Here is a 17,404-nt window from a genome sequence, read left to right on the forward strand (position 1 = left end):
GCTCAGCGACGTCGAGATGGTCACCATGATCCTCACCGTCGTCCTCGCCGGGCACGAGACCACCGCCCACCTCATAGGCAACGGCACGACGGCGCCAGCATGTTCAGCCGGGCCGCCCGGCGGGCCGGCCACAGCGCGGCCAGCACCCCCACGACCAGCGCGATCAGCACGAACAGCGCGAGCCGGCCCCAGGGCAGCAGCAGCTCGTAGGTGGGCAGGCCCTGGCTGACCAGGTTGCCGACGGCCCAGGAGCAGAAGACACCCACCGCGATGCCCAGGCCCGCGCCGAACAGCGCGATGACCACCGACTCCAGCCGGACCATCTGCTTGATGCCGCTGCGGGCCAGGCCGATCGCCCGCAGCATCCCGATCTCGCGGGTCCGCTCGAAGACCGACATGGCGAGGGTGTTGACGACGCCCACCACCGCGATGACGACGGCCATGCCCAGCAGCCCGTAGGAGACGTTGAGCACCATCTCGATGCTCCGGGCGTTCTCCGTGCGCAGGTCGGCGTGGTCCTGGACCAGCAGCAGCGGGCTGTCGCCGAGGGCGTGCCGGATCTGCTTCTCCAGCCCCTCCGACGGGCCGTCCTGGGCGTTCACCAGCAGGGTCTCGACGTTCGACTCGTACTGGTGCGGCGCCACCGTCGAGGCGGCTCCGATCGAGTCGCCGAGCAGCTCGTTGGCTGCGAAGATTCCGACGATCTTGAGCTTCGCCTTCTTCTCGTCGAAGAAGGTGCCGTCCAGGGTGTCGCCGGTCTTCCAGCCCTTCATCTTGGCCATCTCCTCGGAGACCGCGATGTCGTTGCCTCCGGCGCCCTTCAACGAACCGCTGATGAGGTCCAGTCGGACGACCTTGCCGATCGTGCTGAGGTCGGTGCCCTTCAGGCTCATGGAGGAATTGGGGGTGTCGAAGCTCGTACCGCTCAGCGGAGCCGCCGCCTCGACGCCGGGGAGATCCGCCACCTTCTGCGACCGCTCGGGGTCCAGACCGGTGAACGTCGTGGTCCCGATCTTGTAGTCGGCCTTCAGCCCCTGGGCCGTCATCTTGTCCATGGCCTGCCCGGCCGAGTTCCCGACGACCGTCATACCGGTGATCAGGGTGAGGCCGATCATCAGCGCCGATGCGGTCGCCGCCGTACGGCGGGGGTTGCGCAGCGTGTTCTCCTTGGCCAGCTTGCCGCTGATGCCGAAGAGCCGGGTGGTGACGACGCCCGCCAGCGAGACCAGCGGCCGGGACAGCAGCGGCGCGAGGATGATGACGCCGATCAGCATCAGCACTCCGCCCACCATCGCGATCGGCAGGTCGTCGGACTCCTTGAGGGTGGAGACGTAGAACATGGTCGCGACGCCGAGGCCGGTGATCACCGTGCCGAGGGAGTTGCGGAGCACCAGGCTGCGCAGTGCGGGCGGCGCCTCGACGGTGTTGAGCGCCTCCACCGGGGCGATCTTCGCCGCCTTGCGGGACGGCAGCCAGGCGGCCAGTACGGTCACCACGACGCCCACCCCGAGCGCGGAGAGCACCGCGGCCGGGCTGATGACGACCGGTCCGTCCGGGAAACCCGCGCCATTCGCCGCGAGCACAGCCCGCAGACCCACAGCGAGGCCGATGCCCAGCGCGAATCCGACGACCGACGAGATCAGGCCCAGCAGGGCCGCCTCCGCGAGCACCGAGCGCACGACCTGACGGCGGGAGGCGCCGATCGCGCGCATCAGGGCGATCTCCCGGCTGCGCTGGGAGATCAGCATGGTGAAGGTGTTGGCGATGATGAAGACGCCGACGAACAGCGCGATTCCGGCGAAGGACAGCAACGTCTGGGTCAGGGACTTGCTCTCGTTGGCGACCGACCTGGACTGCTCGGCGGCGAGCTCGGTGCCGCTGGTCGCCGTGGCACCTTCCTTGGGCAGTACCTCGCTGACCTTGGCGGTCAGGGCCTGCTGGTCGGCGCCGGGCGCGGCACCGACCAGCAGCTCGTCGAACTGGCCGGGGTGCAGGAACAGCTTCTGCGCGGTGTCGGTGTCGAAGAGCGTCAGACTGCCGCCCGCGGTCACCTGCGGGTCGTCGGTGGTGACGATGCCGACCAGCTTCTTCGTCAGCACCGGGCCGTCGGTGGCGAACCGTACGGAGTCACCGATCGTGTGGCCGGACGCCTTCGCGGTCGCCTCGTCCAGCGCGATCTCGTCGGCGGCGGCCGGTCCGCGGCCCTTCAGCAGCGGGTAGCGGGGGTCGTGACCGTCCTTGCCCGGCTGGAAGTTGCCGGCGAGGTTCTGCCAGCCGTTGCCGAGCGGCACATTGTCCGGACCGGCGACGGTGGCCCTGCCGACGACATTGGCGCGCACGGACTGCACGCCGGGCAGTGCGCGGATTCTGTCCGCCAGCTTTTCGTCGACAGGAGTGCTCCGCTTGCCGTCCTTGCCGAGGGTCGGGGAGTTGGCGTCGGACTCGGCCTTGACGGAGACGGCCACCCCGTCGAGGTTCCTCTCGGACGCCTTCTTGACGGCCGAGCCGACGGTGTCGCTGAAGATGAGGGTGCCGGCGACGAAGGCGACGCCGAGCAGGACCGCGAGCGCGGTCATCATCAATCGGGCTTTGTGCGCAAGGACGTTGCGCAGGGCGGTTCGCAGCATGGTGGTGGTGTCAGTCCTGGTCCGGTGCGGGAGAGGGAGGGTGAGGTGCCGGGGCGTCCGGCGTCAGCTGGTGCGGCCCTTGGAGTCGAAGAGCCGCATCCGGTCCAGGACGGTGTCCGGGGTCGGGTCGTCGAGCTCCTCGACGATCCGCCCGTCCGCGAGGAAGACCACCCGGTCCGCGTAGCCGGCGGCGACCGGGTCGTGGGTGACCATCACCACCGTCTGCTGCATGGCCCGCACCGACTCCCGCAGAAAGCCCAGCACTTCGGCGCCGGAGCGGGAGTCGAGGTTGCCGGTAGGCTCGTCCGCGAAGATGATCTCCGGCTGGGCGGCCAGCGCACGGGCGACCGCGACCCGCTGCTGCTGACCGCCGGAGAGCTGCGCCGGCCGGTGCGACAGGCGCCCGGACAGGCCGACCGTCTCGATGACCCGGCTGACCCACTCCCGGTCCGGCTTGCGGCCCGCGATGTCCATCGGCAGCGTGATGTTCTCCAGCGCGGTCAGCGTCGGCAGCAGGTTGAAGGCCTGGAAGATGAAGCCGATCTTGTCCCGGCGCAGCCGCGTCAGCTGCTTGTCGTTCAGCGACCCCAGCTCCACGTCGCCGATCCGGGCCGAGCCGGACGAGATGGTGTCCAGACCGGCCATGCAGTGCATCAGCGTCGACTTGCCGGAGCCGGAGGGGCCCATGATGGCGGTGAACCGGGCCTTGCCGAACTCGACCGAGACGGAGTCCAGTGCGACCACGCGGGTCTCCCCCTGGCCGTAGACCTTGTTCAGGTCCGTGGCGCGGGCAGCGACCGCGGCGGAGGCGCGGGTGGGGGCGGGGGAACCGGGGACGCCCTGAAAGGCAGCCGCGTGGGACACGGGGACTCCTGGGGAAGGAACGGAAGAATGCGACGTTCCTATTCTTGAATGCGCAGGTCAGCGCGGTCCTCACCCGGAGGGACCGAAAGCCGGACCGGCCGGAAGTGCGATCTCCCCGCCCGGCGTCATCCTCTGGACGGACGGCCGTCCGTCCAGAGGCCGACGGAGAAGATCAGGGCTGCCGGCCGCTCCCGGCTTCCGACTCGCCCGCCCGTGCCCAGAATTCCGCCACGATATCGGCGAGGAAGGCGCGCCCCGCCTTCCCGGACTCCTCGGCGCCGTCCCCGCCGCCCCAGTGGAGCGTGCCGGCCATCAGCGTCTGATACGTGCTGTGCAGATCCCGCAGCACGTCCTGGAGCCGCTGCCGGGGCAGCGGTACCAGCTTGCCGACCGGCCGGACACAGGCCTGCCAGCGGGTGGTGGCGGCGCTGGTCAGCAGCCCGGCCAGGGCCTCGTCCCGGCCGGTGAAACGGAGCAGCGCGGGCAGCGGCAGCCGCAGCACCTCGGCGAGCGCCGCGGCCTGCCGGTCGGTGCCGCGCCAGTTCCCGCCGGCCTCCAGACGCTCATAGGCACGCGGCTCCATACCGGTCCGCAGTGCGAGGTCCGCCGGGGCGAGGCCGAGCGCCAGCCGGTGTTCGCGCAGGGTGCCCGGTGTGCCGATCAGCTCGCCCGGCGCGCACCACAGGGCACCGGCCAGCGCGGTCAGTTCGGCTTCCGTGGGGCGGCTCTCGCCCCGCTCCCAGGCCGCCACGGTCCCGGGCGCGACGCGCATGCCGAAGGCGGCCCCTATCCCGTACGCGACATGGGCGGGCGTCATGCCGAGGGCCTCACGGAGCCGGCGGGCGGCCTCGGCGTCGAAAGGGGGGCGGTGCGGCTCCCCGGCACGCGTGTTCACCGGCACACGGTAGGTGACGGGGTGGGACCGCACCTATGGTGCGGATGCCCAAGAAGGGAAGTCGTAGGAAGCTCCTAGCGGGCCGGTTTCCGGTCCGGCAGGTCAGTGGCCCGACCAGCGGTAGCGCAGTTCGGGGCGGCCGACCTGGCCGTACTGGGGGGCGCGGGCGGCCCGTCCGCTCTCCACGAGGTGTTCGAGATAGCGGCGGGCGGTGATCCGTGAGATGCCCACGTCGGCAGCCGCCTCGGTCGCCGTCAGCCCGCTGCCGGCCGATCGCAGCACCGTGGTCACCGCGTCCAGGGTGGCCGCGGTCAGCCCCTTGGGCAGCGCGGCAGGGCGCGGCGCGCGCAGGGCGGCGATCGCCCGGTCCACCTCGTCCTGCCCGCTGGCCTCACCGGTGGCGGCCCGGAACTCCGCGTAGCGGGTGAGCCGGTCGCGCAGGGTGGCGAAGGTGAACGGCTTGAGGACGTACTGCACCACGCCGAGCGAGACGCCCTCGCGCACCATCGTCAGATCCCGCGCCGAGGTGACCGCGATGATGTCGGCGGTGTGCCCGGCCGCGCGCAGTGTCCGCACCAGCTGCAGCCCGTGGCCGTCGGGCAGGTAGAGGTCGAGCAGCAGCAGGTCGATGGCGTGCTGTTCGAGGTGGCGGCGGGCGTCGGCGCCGGAGTGCACGGTGCCGGAGACGGTGAAGCCGGGCACCCGCCCGACATACAGGGCATGGGCGTCCGCCGCGACCGGATCGTCCTCGACGACGAGGACCCGGATGTCGGAGGGGGTCACCGGTTCCATCCTCTCCCGGCCGGACGGCCCGCGCAGGGCGCCGGCCCGCTCATCCGGCGGCCCCCGCCCGCAGCGGCAGCCGTACGGTGAACCGCGCGCCGCCCTCCGGCGCCCGGTCCAGCGTGACGGTGCCGCCGTTGCGCCGTACCGCCTGCTGGACCAGGGCCAGCCCCAGACCGCGGCCCCGGGCGGGGGCGGCGGTGCCCGGCTTGGTGCTCCAGCCCCGGCGGAAGATCTCCCCGGCGGCGTCCGCGGCCACCCCCGGGCCGGTGTCCGCCACCCGCAGCAGCAGCTCGTCCTCGGCCGCCCGTGCGGTGACCCGCACCCGTGGCGGGTCGGTGGCGCCGTGCTCCGGGGTGGGCGCGGCGGCGTCGATGGCGTTGTCGAGCAGGTTGCCCAGCACGGTGACCAGGTCGCGGGCCGGCAGTCCGGGCGGCAGCAGCCCGTCGTCGATCCGGCTGTCGGGCGTCAGCCGCAGGTCGACACCGCGCTCGTTGGCCTGTGCCGCCTTGCCGAGCAGCAGCGCGGCCAGCACCGGCTCGGCGACCGCGCCGACGACCTGGTCGGTCAGCGCCTGCGCCAGCTCCAGCTCCGCGGTGGCGAACTCCACGGCCTCCTCGGCACGCCCCAGTTCGATCAGCGAGACCACGGTGTGCAGCCGGTTGGCGGCCTCGTGAGCCTGTGAGCGCAGTGCCTCGGTGAAGCCGCGTACGGAGTCCAACTCCCCGGAGAGCGCCTGGAGTTCGGTGTGGTCGCGCAGGGTGACGACGCTGCCGCGCCGCTCACCGCCGGAGACCGGCGAGGAGTTGACGACCAGCACCCGCTCGCCGGTCAGCTGGAGTTCGTCGACCCGCGGACCGGTCGCCAGCAGTGCCTCGGTCAGCGCCTCCGGCAGCCCCAGCTCCGTGACCTGCCGGCCCACCGCGTCGTCGGACAGCCCGAGCAGCTCCCGCCCGCCGTCGTTGATCAGGGCGACCCGGCGCTGCCCGTCGAGCATCAGCAGCCCCTCGCGCACGGCGTGCAGCGCGGCCTGGTGGTAGTCGTGCATCCGGCTCAGCTCCCGGGCGTTCATCCCGTGGGTGTGCCGCCGCAGCCGGGCGTTGATCACATACGTCCCCAGGCCGCCCAGTGCCAGCGCCGCGGCGGCCACGCCCCCCAGCGCGAGCACCTGGTCGCGCAGCTGCGCACTGATCGTCTTGATGGTGATCCCGGAGCTGACCAGCGCCGTGATCCGGCCGCCGTGCGCGGGGTCGCGCACCGGCGCGACGACCCGTACGGACGGCCCGAGCACCCCGAGGTGGGTCTCGGGGAAGATCTCGCCGCGCAGCGCCGGGCCGATGTGCCCGAAGTACTTCTTGCCGATCGCGGACGGCTCGGGGTGCGTCCAGCGGATGCCCTTCGGCGACATGACCACCACGAAGTCGACCCCGGCGTCCCGCCGCAGCCGTTCGCTGTACGGCTGGAGCGCGGCCGTCGGGTTCTTGGTGCGCGCCGCCGCCACGACCGCCGGGGAGTCGGCGACGGCGGTGGCCGCCGCGGTCGCCTGCCGCCGCGCGGTCTCCTCCGCCTGCCGTCCGGCGCTCACATACGCGAAGACGGCGCAGCCCAGCACGACCACCGCCACCAGCACCACCTGCATGGCGAAGAGCTGCCCGGCGAGGCTGCGGGGGCCGCGCAGCCGGCCGGGACGGCGCGGCCTGCGGGGTCGGGGGAGTCGCATGCAGAACAGTCTGCACGGTGACCACGGAACCGTCTGCACGGTCACTTTTACGTGAACGAAATGTACGTAAGGGTGACGGGCGCCACAGTGACGTGCATAGTCGCCGGGACTTGTTGTGTGGCAGAGCCGCAGATCAGCGCACAGCCGTAGACCGAGGAGACAGCCGTGGCTGCACAGACCCCGCCCGGGGGCACCACCGAGGAGACCGCGCCGGTGAAGCGGGACCGGACCCATTTCCTCTATATCGCCGTGATCGGCGCGGTACTGCTCGGCATCGTCGTGGGCTTCGCCGCCCCCGGTGTCGCCGTCCAGCTCAAGCCGCTCGGCACCGGGTTCGTGAACCTGATCAAGATGATGATCTCGCCCGTCATCTTCTGCACCATCGTGCTGGGCGTCGGCTCGGTGCGGAAGGCCGCCAAGGTCGGCGCCGTCGGCGGCCTGGCCCTCGGCTACTTCATGGTGATGTCCACGATCGCGCTGGCCATCGGCCTGGTCGTCGGCAACCTGCTGGACCCCGGTTCCGGCCTCCACCTGACGGAGACCGTCAAGCACGCCGGGCACGCCCAGACCGAGGGCGGCGGGGAGTCGCTGCCCGAGTTCCTGCTGGGCATGATCCCCAAGACGCTGGTCTCCGCCTTCACCCAGGGCGAGGTGCTCCAGACGCTGCTGGTGGCGCTGCTGGTCGGCTTCGGCCTGCAGGCGCTGGGCACGGCGGGCGAGCCGGTGCTGCGCGGGGTCGGGCACCTCCAGAAGCTGGTCTTCCGGGTGCTGGCCATGATCATGTGGGCGGCGCCGGTGGGTGCCTTCGGCGCCATCGCGGCGGTGGTCGGCGAGACCGGCCTGGACGCGCTGAAGTCGCTGGCCGTCATCATGGTCGGCTTCTACGTCACCTGTCTGCTGTTCGTGATCGTGGTGCTCGGCACGCTGCTCCGGCTGGTCGCCGGCGTCAACATCTTCCTGCTGCTGAAGTACCTCGGCCGGGAGTTCCTGCTGATCCTGTCCACCTCCTCCTCGGAGTCGGCGCTGCCCCGGCTCATCGCGAAGATGGAGCACCTGGGCGTCAGCAAGCCGGTGGTCGGCATCACCGTCCCCACCGGCTACAGCTTCAACCTCGACGGCACCGCCATCTACCTGACGATGTCCTCGCTGTTCGTGGCCGAGGCGATGGGCAAGCCGCTGCCGCTCGGCCAGCAGATCTCCCTGCTGGTGTTCATGATCATCGCGTCGAAGGGGGCGGCCGGGGTCACCGGCGCGGGCCTGGCGACGCTGGCCGGCGGCCTCCAGTCGCACCGCCCCGAACTGGTCGACGGCGTCGGCCTGATCGTCGGCATCGACCGCTTCATGAGCGAGGCGCGGGCGCTGACCAACTTCGCCGGCAATGCGGTGGCCACCGTGCTGATCGGCACCTGGACCAAGGAGATCGACAAGGGCCGGGTGGCCGAAGTGCTCGCCGGGAAGGCCCCGTTCGACGAGAGGACGCCGGCCGCCGACGTGCCCGTCGCTCCGGTCGCCGCTGAGGTCGTCGCGCCGCGGGACGGCGGGACGGAGAAGACGTCCGCCACGGTCTGACACCGGGCCGCAGGAGGGGAGAAGGGGCGGGTGCCGGACACGGCACCCGCCCCTTCGGCACGACCGGGCGGCGGGCCGCCGCGCGACCGGCGCCGCACCCCCCCTCAATGCCCCTCTGACCTGCTGCTTTCCTGACCCCGGTCGATTGTCAGTGCCCCCTGACACCATGGTGAGGACACGGGAAACGCGGCCGGTCGCGGCCGGTTGCGCGGGGGCGCGGACAAGGAGGAACGGGCCATAAGGACATGGGGGACGGATCTGTTCGGTGGGGGTGCCGCAGCCACGGCTGAAGGGTCCGACAGCCACCAGCCGTGAGGTGGTCAGGACGGTCGCAGCCAGACGGTGGTCAGCGGGGGGAGGACGAGGGAGACGGACGCCGGGCGGCCGTTCCAGGGGGTCGGTTCCGCCTTGAGCGGCTCGGGGTTGCCGACGCCGCTGCCGCCGTAGCGCGGGTCGTCGGTGTTGAGGACCTCACGCCAGGCGGGGAAGCGGTCGGGGACGCCGAGCCGGTAGGCGTGACGGACGACGGGGGAGAAGTTGGTGACCGAGATCAGCGGAGAGGCGTCGGCGGCGAAGCGGAGGAAGGGGAAGACGTTGTCCTCGCTCGCGTCGCCGTCGATCCAGGAGAAGCCGACCGGGTCGGTGTCGCGTTCCCACAGGGCGGGCGTGGCCGCGTAATGACGGTTCAGCTCGCGCACGAGATCGCGGACGCCCCGGTGGTCCGGCTCCGCCTCGTACGAGGGGTCGAGCAGCCACCAGTCCGGGCCGTGGCTCTCCGCCCACTCCGCGCCCTGGGCGAACTCCTGCCCCATGAAGAGGAGTTGCTTGCCGGGGTGGGCCCACATGAAGCCGAGGTAGGCCCGGTGGCCGGCGCGCTGCTGCCACCAGTCACCGGGCATCTTCGACACCAGGGCGCGCTTGCCGTGCACCACCTCGTCATGGGAGATCGGCAGCACGTAGTTCTCGGAGTAGGCGTAGATCATCGAGAAGGTCATCTCGCCGTGGTGGTACTTCCGGTGTACCGGCTCCTTGGCGACGTAGCCGAGGGAGTCGTGCATCCAGCCCATGTTCCACTTCAGGCCGAAGCCCAGTCCGCCGAAGCCGCCGGGCCCGGCGTGGTGGGTGGCGCGGGTGACGCCGTCCCAGGCCGTGGACTCCTCGGCGATGGTGACGACGCCGGGGCAGCGGCGGTAGACCGTCGCGTTCATCTCCTGGAGGAAGGCGACCGCGTCGAGGTTCTCCCGGCCGCCGTGGACGTTCGGCGTCCAGCCGCCGTCCTCACGCGAGTAGTCCAGGTAGAGCATCGAGGCGACGGCGTCCACCCGGAGGCCGTCGATATGGAACTCCTCGCACCAGTAGACGGCGTTGGCGACCAGGAAGTTACGGACCTCGGTGCGGCCGTAGTCGAACTCCAGGGTGCCCCAGTCCGGGTGCGCGGCCCGTGCCGGGTCCTGCGGCTCGTAGAGCGCGCGGCCGTCGAACTCCGCCAGCGCCCAGTCGTCGCGCGGGAAATGCGCCGGCACCCAGTCCATCAGCACCCCGATGCCCGCCTGGTGCAGCGCGTCGATCAGGAACCGGAAGTCGTCCGGGCCGCCCATCCTGGCGGTGGGCGCGTAGAAGCCGGTGACCTGGTAGCCCCAGGAGCCGCCGAAGGGGTGCTCGGCGACCGGCATGAACTCGACGTGGGTGAAGCCCAGATCCTTGACGTACGCGGGGAGCTGCACGGCCAGCTGGCGGTAGGTCAGGCCGGGCCGCCAGGAGGGGAGGTGCACCTCGTAGACCGAGAACGGGGCCTCGTGCACGGGGCGCGCGCCGCGCCGGGCCATCCACGTGGCGTCGTTCCAGTGGTAGTGCGAGGTCTCCACGACCGAGGCGGTGGCGGGCGGGCACTCGGTCCGCCGGGCCATCGGGTCGGCCCGCACGGTCCGGGAGCCGTCCGGCCGGGTGATCTCGAACTTGTACAGCTCGCCCTCGCCGAGGCCCGGGACGAAGAGCTCCCAGACACCGGACGAACCCAGCGAGCGCATCGGGGCGCCGGTACCGTCCCAGTAGTTGAAGTCGCCGATGACCCGGACCCCCTGGGCGTTGGGCGCCCAGACCGTGAAGCGGGTGCCGGTCACCCCCTGGTGCTCCATGATCCGCGCGCCGAGCGCCCGCCACAGCTGCTCGTGCCGGCCCTCGCCGAACAGGTGGAGATCCAGCTCGCCGAGCGCGGGCAGGAAGCGATAGGGGTCCTGCACGGTCACGGTGTGCTCGCCGTAGTCCACCAGCAGCTCGTAGTCCGGCACGGTGCGCAGCGGCAGCACCCCGGCGAACAGCCCGTCCCCCTCGAAGGGCAGATCGGCGCGCAGCCCCTTCGCCAGGACGGTGACGCCCCGCGCGTACGGCCGCAGGACCCGGATGAGCAGCCCGCCGCGCACGGGGTGGGCGCCGAGCAGCCCGTGCGGATCGTGATGGGCGCCGCCCAGCAGCCGGCCGCGGTCCTCGTCGGACAGCGGTGCGGCGGGCCGGACCCCGTGACTGCCGCTCGTACGGGCCGGGCCCGCGGGCCCGTCGTTCCGGCCGGGCGCCGCGGCCGTCTCCCGGAGACCGGGCGGCCGGCCGGTGAAGGTGGCGCCGGCGATGCCCGGCCGGACCGACGGCGCCGTACCGGAGGCCGCCGGCCGGGAGGGCGGAGAGCCGGCGGGGGACGGCGACGTCATACCGGCCGGGCCGGTGGCGGGTGACGGGGTGTCGGAGGCGGACGGCGAAGCCGTTCCGGACGGAGGGGTGGCGGGCGATGGGCGGGCGGTCACGGGAGGGGCCTCCTCGGTGCGGGGCAGCGGACGGGTCTCAGCGGCGGACGGGCGGTGGGTGCGGCGGTTCGGCTGCGGCCCCTCACCCCCGGCCGTCGGGCCCGCCGGACCGGGACGGGCCGGACCCGTCCACCCCGACGGCCCGCTCCCCGCCCGCCGCCAGGCGCCGGATGGCGGCCATCGGGACGGCCAGCCAGTCGGGCCGGTGCCGGGCCTCGTAGAGCACCTCGTAGACGGCCTTGTCCGTCTCGTAGGCGCGCATCAGTTCGGGCGCGGAGCGCGGATCGAGCCCGCCGGCCTCCGCGTAGCCCAGGCAGTAGGCGTCGCGGGTGCGCCGCGCCCACTCCAGCGACCAGGGGTCGCCGCCCGCCGGTCCGCTGCGCGCGGCGTAGTCGAAGGAGCGCAGCATCGCCGCGACATCGCGGACCGCGGGCTGCAGCCGGCGCCGCTCGGCCAGCGGCCGGGCCGGTTCGCCCTCGAAGTCGATCAGCGACCAGCGGCCCTCGTCGGCGGAGCGCAGCGTCTGGCCCAGGTGCAGATCGCCGTGGATGCGCTGGGCGGCCCAGCTGCGGCCGTCCTGGCCGGTCGCGGCCAGCGCGTCGAAGGCGGTACGCAGCCGGGCCCGGTAGGGCTGGAGCACCGGTACGGCGCGGGCGGTGGCCGTCAGCCGCTCGTGCATCCGGGCGGCGATCTCCGCCAGCTGCGGGCGGCGCAGCTCGGTGGTCGGCAGCGTCTGGGCGAGCGCGGTGTGCACCTCGGCGGTGGCATGGCCCAGCGCCCGCGCCGAGCCGGTGAAGTCGGCGCGTACGGCCAGCGCGTTCAGCGCCAGCTGCCAGCCGTCCGCCGAGCCCGGCAGGAAGGGCTGCAGCACACCCAGCGTGGTCGGCTCACCGCCCTCCTCGGGGGCCGCCGACTCGAACCACGCCGCGGGCGCCGGCACCCGCGCGCACTTGGCGTCCGCGAGCGCCCGCGGCAGCTCCAGGTCCGGGTTGATGCCCGGCTCGATCCGCCGGAAGACCTTCAGGATGAAGGAATCGCCGTAGACGATCGAGGAGTTGGACTGCTCGACGGCGATCGGCCGGCCCGGCAGCCCGGAGGGGATGTCGGCATCGGGCTCCCGGCAGAAGCGCAGCGCGCCCATCCGGCCCGGCACCCGCAGCCGCTCCAGCAGCAGCCCGCAGAGCCGGCTGTCGAGGAGCGCGTCGTAGACGGCGCGGCCGCGCAGCGGGCCGCCGCCGGGGCACCCGATCACCGCGGGCGCCAGCTGGGGCGGTGGTGCGGGGTGCACTCCCAGCAGCAGCTGGTAGCAGTTGCCGCCGGCCGGGGTGCGGCTCGGTGGTGCGCTCTGGTGGGCGCGGACGAGCAGTTGCAGCAGGCCCGGTGCGGTGCCGTCGGGGGTGCACGGCAGCAGCTCGGTCGCCGAGAGCAGCGTGAAGCCGGTGACCAGCCGCCCCTTGCCGGCGAACCAGCGCTGGCGTGGCACCCAGTCGGCGAGCAGGGGGACCAGCGAGGGCAGCAGATCGGGGGCGGAGACGAGCGGGCGGCGGTCAGGGGTGTTGCGGGTGGCACGGGTCGAGGCGGTGTCCGACATGGCGTCGCGTCCTTTCCCCGGGCACACGACAGATAGGGCAGAGTGTCCCGGAATGCGGCCTTGACTGTGCGGCGGCGCGGTGGGGGTACCCCCAGACGGAGTCCGGGGCCCGGTGCGCGAGATCGTCCGTACGGCAGCGGTCTGCCGGCGTGTGCTGCTCCGCCGCCCGGCGGTCCCCCACCCGAGCCGGAGGGGCCGACGAGGGCTCGCCCGGCCCGTGCGTACTAGGGAGGCTGCCCGAGCGAAAGGTCAGAAAACGCCCGTACGCGCCATGGTGCCGCGTACGGGCGTCCTTCCGGCGCCCGTGCCCGGTCGGGCACCGGCTACCCCGCGTTCCTGCGCAGCCGGAACCAGTAGAACCCGTGGCCCGCGAGGGTCAGCAGATACGGCAGCTCCCCGATGGCCGGGAAGCGGACCCCGCCGATGAGTTCCACCGGATGGCGGCCGCTGAACGACCGCAGGTCCAGCTCGGTGGGCTGGGCGAAGCGCGAGAAGTTGTGCACGCACAGCACCAGGTCGTCGTCCGCGCCGTCGGTGCCCGGAGCCTCCCGCAGGAAGGCCAGCACCGCCGGGTTGGTGGAGGACAGCTCGGTGTAGCTGCCGAGCCCGAACGCCGGATTCTGCTTCCGGATCTCGATCATCCGCCGGGTCCAGTGCAGCAGCGACGAGGGCGAACTCATCGCGGCCTCGACATTGGTGACCTGGTAGCCGTAGACCGGGTCCATGATGGTCGGCAGGAACAGCCGCCCCGGATCGCAGGAGGAGAAACCGGCGTTGCGGTCCGGGGTCCACTGCATCGGCGTGCGCACCGCGTCCCGGTCGCCGAGCCAGATGTTGTCGCCCATGCCGATCTCGTCGCCGTAATAGAGGATCGGCGAACCCGGCAGGGACAGCAGCAGGGCCGTGAAGAGCTCGATCTGGTTGCGGTCGTTGTCGAGCAGCGGGGCCAGTCGGCGGCGGATACCGATATTGGCGCGCATCCGCGGGTCCTTGGCGTACTCCGCGTACATGTAGTCGCGCTCTTCGTCCGTGACCATTTCGAGGGTCAGCTCGTCGTGGTTGCGCAGGAAGATGCCCCACTGGCAGCCGGACGGGATCGCCGGGGTCTTGGCGAGGATTTCCGAGACCGGATAGCGCGATTCCCGCCGTACCGCCATGAAGATGCGCGGCATGACCGGGAAGTGGAAGGCCATATGGCATTCGTCGCCGCCGACGCGGTAATCGCCGAAGTAGTCGACGACGTCCTCCGGCCACTGATTGGCCTCGGCCAGCAGCACGGTGTCCGGATAATGCGCGTCGATCTCCGCGCGGACCCGCTTGAGGAAGGCGTGCGAGGCCGGCAAATTCTCGCAGTTGGTGCCTTCCTCGGCGTAGAGGTAGGGCACCGCGTCCAGCCGGAAACCGTCGATCCCCAGGTCGAGCCAGAAGCGCAGGGCGGAGATCATCTCCTCCTGGACCGTCGGGTTCTCGTAGTTGAGATCCGGCTGGTGGGAGAAGAAACGGTGCCAGTAGTACTGCTTGCGGACCGGGTCGAAGGTCCAGTTGGAGGCCTCGGTGTCGACGAAGATGATGCGGGCGTCGGCGTACTGCTTGTCGTCGTCGGCCCAGACGTAGTAGTCGCCGTACGGCCCGTCGGGGTCGGTGCGCGACTCCTGGAACCACGGGTGCTGGTCGCTGGTGTGGTTCATCACCATGTCGATGATGACCCGCATACCGCGGTGGTGCGCGGCGTCCACGAATTCCACGAAATCGGCGAGGTCACCGAATTCGGGAAGCACCGCGGTGTAGTCGGCGACATCGTAACCGCCGTCCCGAAGCGGGGATTTGAAGAACGGCGGAAGCCAGAGGCAGTCGACCCCCAGCCATTGCAGATAGTCGAGCTTGGCCGTGATGCCCTTGAGGTCGCCGATTCCGTCGCCGTTGCTGTCCTGGAAGGAGCGCACCAGAACTTCGTAGAAGACGGCCCGTTTGAACCAGTCGGGATCGCGGTCCTTCGCCGGGGTGTCCTCGAACGTGTCGGGGACAGGCTCATTGACGATCAATTGGGTGACCCTCCGATCGGTGAGGACGGTCGCAGCGACAGCACATGGGCGGGCGCGAGTGAGCGGCCCGGCTCCAGGCGCACATAGTTGTCCCTGCCCCAGTGGTAGGTGTCGCCGGTGAGCTCGTCGCGCACCGGAATGGACTCGTGCCGGCCGAGGCCGAGTTCCGGCATGTCCAACGACACCGTCGCCTCGTGGGTGTGGTGCGGGTCGAGGTTGACCACCGTGAGCACCGTGTCGGCCCGGTCGCCGTGCCCCTCGCGTTTGGAGTAGGCGAGGACGGCCTCGTTGTCGACGTGGTGGAAGCGCAGACTGCGCAGCTGCTGCAGGGCGGGGTGCCGGCGGCGGATGCGGTTGAGCGCCGTGATCAGGGGGGCGATGGTGTGGCCCGCCCGGGCCGCCGCATCCCAGTCGCGCGGCCTGAGTTGGTACTTCTCCGAGTCGAGGTACTCCTCGCTGCCGCGGCGTACCGGCGTCGACTCGCAGAGCTCGTATCCCGCGTAGACGCCCCAGGTGGGGGAGAGGGTGGCGGCCAGCACGGCGCGCACCTCGAAGGCGGGGCGGCCGCCCTCCTGGAGGTAGGCGTGCAGGATGTCCGGGGTGTTCACGAAGAAGTTGGGCCGCAGGTAGGAGGCGCCCTCACCGGTCAGCTCGGTGAGGTAGTCGGTCAGCTCCTGCTTGGTGTTGCGCCAGGTGAAGTACGTGTACGACTGGTGGAAACCGACCTGGGCGAGGGTGTGCAGCATGGCCGGGCGGGTGAACGCCTCGGCGAGGAAGAGCACGTCCGGATCGGTGCGGTTGATGTCGCCGATCACCTTCTCCCAGAAGGCCACCGGCTTGGTGTGGGGGTTGTCCACCCGGAAGATCCGTACGCCCTTGGCCATCCAGAAGCGCAGCAGGCGTTCGGTCTCGCGGACCAGCCCGCGGAAGTCGGTGTCGAAGGCGAGGGGGTAGATGTCCTGGTACTTCTTCGGCGGGTTCTCGGCGTAGGCGATCGTGCCGTCCGCGCGGCGGTGGAACCACTGGGGGTGCAGGGTGACCCAGGGGTGGTCCGGGGAGCATTGCAGCGCGAAGTCCAGGGCCACCTCCATCCGCAGGTCACGGGCGGTGCGGACGAAGTGCTCGAAGTCGTCGAAGGTGCCCAGGTCCGGGTGGAGGGCGTCATGGCCGCCGGCCGGTGACCCGATGGCCCAGGGGGAGCCGACGTCGTCCGGGCCGGCCGACAGCGCGTTGTTGGGGCCCTTGCGGTAGGAGGTGCCGATGGGGTGGACGGGCGGGAGGTAGACCACGTCGAAGCCCATGGCGGCGACGGCCGGGAGCCGCTCCGCTGCGGTGCGCAGGGTGCCGCTGACGGCCGTGCCGCACGGGCCGACCGTGGCGCCCTCGGAGCGCGGGAAGAGCTCGTACCACGAGCCGTACAGGGCCCGGCGGCGCTCGACGACCAGTGGCATCGGGTGCGAGACGGTGAGCAGCTCGCGCAGCGGATGGCGTGCCAGCACCTCGGTGACCTGCGGGGACAGCGTCGCGGCCAGCCGGGTAGCGGCGGGCAGCCCGGTGTTGCGCAGGGTGTCCACGGCGGCGAGCACCGCCTCACGGCCGTCGCTCTTGGGGACCTCGGCCGCCGCCCGCTCATGGAGGGCGGCGCCCTCGGTGAGCACCAGCTCGGTGTCGATGCCCGCCGGGATCTTGATGGCGGCATGCCGCCGCCAGGTGGTGACCGGATCGGACCAGGCCTCGACGGTGAACGTCCAGCGGCCCTCCAGGCCGGGGGTGACCTCGGCGCTCCACCGGTCGGAGCCGGGCGCCCGTTCCCGCATCGGGGTCCAGGGCCCGCAGCGGCCGGCCGGATTGCGCAGCACCACGTTCGCCGCGACGGCGTCATGCCCTTCGCGGAAGACGGTGGCCGAGACCTCGAAGGTCTCACCCACCACGGCCTTCGCCGGGCGGCGGCCGCAATCGATCTGCGGGCGGATGTCCAGAACAGGAATACGACCGATCATGGGCTCACCTGGTCTTGTGATGCTTTACGGCGTTTTGTCCTTTGTATCCGCTTCATGGCGGGCGGACCGGGTGCGGGCATGGGCGCTCCTGTCCGCTTTCACTCGGCTGGCGGAGGGTGCGGCGGGGCGGGTCGGCGCTCCTCCGGCCTCCGGTCGGTGGTTCCCCCGATGCATCCTGTGCGGGTGTGCGCTGCGGGCGAAGGGTCCTGACCGGCGGACCCTCCCGCGGGCGGCGACCGGGACGGTCGGCGGTGTGCCGCCCGCTCCCGCCCCGCCGTACCGCGGCGGACCTGCCTCGGCCCCCGCGCCGGCGACTACGGCGCTGCGCTGACACGGTCGGCGTTCGCCTCCTCAACTCGGTCTGATCACAGCGGAGTTGCGGTGTGCGGATGTCCGGTGCCGCGCCGGGGCCCGTCGGCGCCACACCGCAGCCTCTCTCCAGGAGGGAGTCCGTACAAGAGCGCATGAGGGGGTGGAATCAGCCATATCGGCGGACGGGGTGGTAGGGAGGATCGAGG

10 protein-coding genes are annotated in these 17,404 nt (G+C 71.7%); 1 reads left to right on the forward strand and 9 read right to left on the reverse strand.

Translation table 11 applies throughout. The features are described 5' to 3' along the window. Positions 1 to 71: 71 nt before the first annotated feature. The 5 genes from ACWC9R_RS17240 to ACWC9R_RS17260 form a co-directional block, all read right to left on the reverse strand. Positions 72 to 2,627, reverse strand: coding sequence for an ABC transporter permease (locus ACWC9R_RS17240; protein WP_450732374.1), 2,556 nt, complete (start codon positions 2,625 to 2,627; stop codon positions 72 to 74). Between the two features lie 63 nt (positions 2,628 to 2,690). After that, positions 2,691 to 3,491 (reverse strand): ABC transporter ATP-binding protein, encoded by an 801-nt coding sequence (locus ACWC9R_RS17245; protein WP_450732376.1) that lies wholly within the window; start codon positions 3,489 to 3,491, stop codon positions 2,691 to 2,693. 172 nt (positions 3,492 to 3,663) lie between these two features. Then, complete coding sequence (locus tag ACWC9R_RS17250; protein WP_450732378.1) at positions 3,664 to 4,392, reverse strand: helix-turn-helix domain-containing protein; 729 nt, start codon at positions 4,390 to 4,392, stop codon at positions 3,664 to 3,666. A gap of 96 nt (positions 4,393 to 4,488) precedes the next feature. Next, on the reverse strand, positions 4,489 to 5,178 hold the full coding sequence (locus ACWC9R_RS17255) for a response regulator (RefSeq protein ID WP_450732380.1): 690 nt from the start codon (positions 5,176 to 5,178) through the stop codon (positions 4,489 to 4,491). Between the two features lie 40 nt (positions 5,179 to 5,218). Beyond that, on the reverse strand, positions 5,219 to 6,889 hold the full coding sequence (locus ACWC9R_RS17260) for a sensor histidine kinase (RefSeq protein WP_450732382.1): 1,671 nt from the start codon (positions 6,887 to 6,889) through the stop codon (positions 5,219 to 5,221). 165 nt (positions 6,890 to 7,054) lie between these two features. Here ACWC9R_RS17260 and ACWC9R_RS17265 point away from each other — a divergent pair, with 165 nt between their 5' ends. Beyond that, positions 7,055 to 8,458 carry a cation:dicarboxylate symporter family transporter gene (locus ACWC9R_RS17265; RefSeq protein ID WP_450732384.1) on the forward strand — a complete coding sequence of 468 codons (1,404 nt, stop codon included), beginning with the start codon at positions 7,055 to 7,057 and terminating at the stop codon, positions 8,456 to 8,458. A gap of 320 nt (positions 8,459 to 8,778) precedes the next feature. Here ACWC9R_RS17265 and glgB read toward each other — a convergent pair whose 3' ends face one another. The 4 genes from glgB to ACWC9R_RS17285 form a co-directional block, all read right to left on the reverse strand. After that, entirely contained in the window at positions 8,779 to 11,253 is a 2,475-nt protein-coding gene (gene glgB, locus ACWC9R_RS17270; protein ID WP_450732386.1) for a 1,4-alpha-glucan branching enzyme, read from the reverse strand. Positions 11,254 to 11,335: 82 nt separating this feature from the next. Further along, positions 11,336 to 12,844 (reverse strand): maltokinase N-terminal cap-like domain-containing protein, encoded by a 1,509-nt coding sequence (locus tag ACWC9R_RS17275; protein ID WP_450732388.1) that lies wholly within the window; start codon positions 12,842 to 12,844, stop codon positions 11,336 to 11,338. Positions 12,845 to 13,167: 323 nt separating this feature from the next. Continuing rightward, complete coding sequence (gene treS, locus ACWC9R_RS17280; protein ID WP_450732390.1) at positions 13,168 to 14,886, reverse strand: maltose alpha-D-glucosyltransferase; 1,719 nt, start codon at positions 14,884 to 14,886, stop codon at positions 13,168 to 13,170. Then, positions 14,883 to 16,886, reverse strand: a complete 2,004-nt coding sequence (locus ACWC9R_RS17285) for a maltotransferase domain-containing protein (RefSeq protein WP_450732392.1) — start codon at positions 16,884 to 16,886, stop codon at positions 14,883 to 14,885. The genes treS and ACWC9R_RS17285 overlap by 4 nt, the downstream gene beginning before the upstream one ends. Positions 16,887 to 17,404 lie beyond the last annotated feature (518 nt).

It is taken from the genome of Streptomyces sp. NPDC001219 (assembly GCF_053597915.1).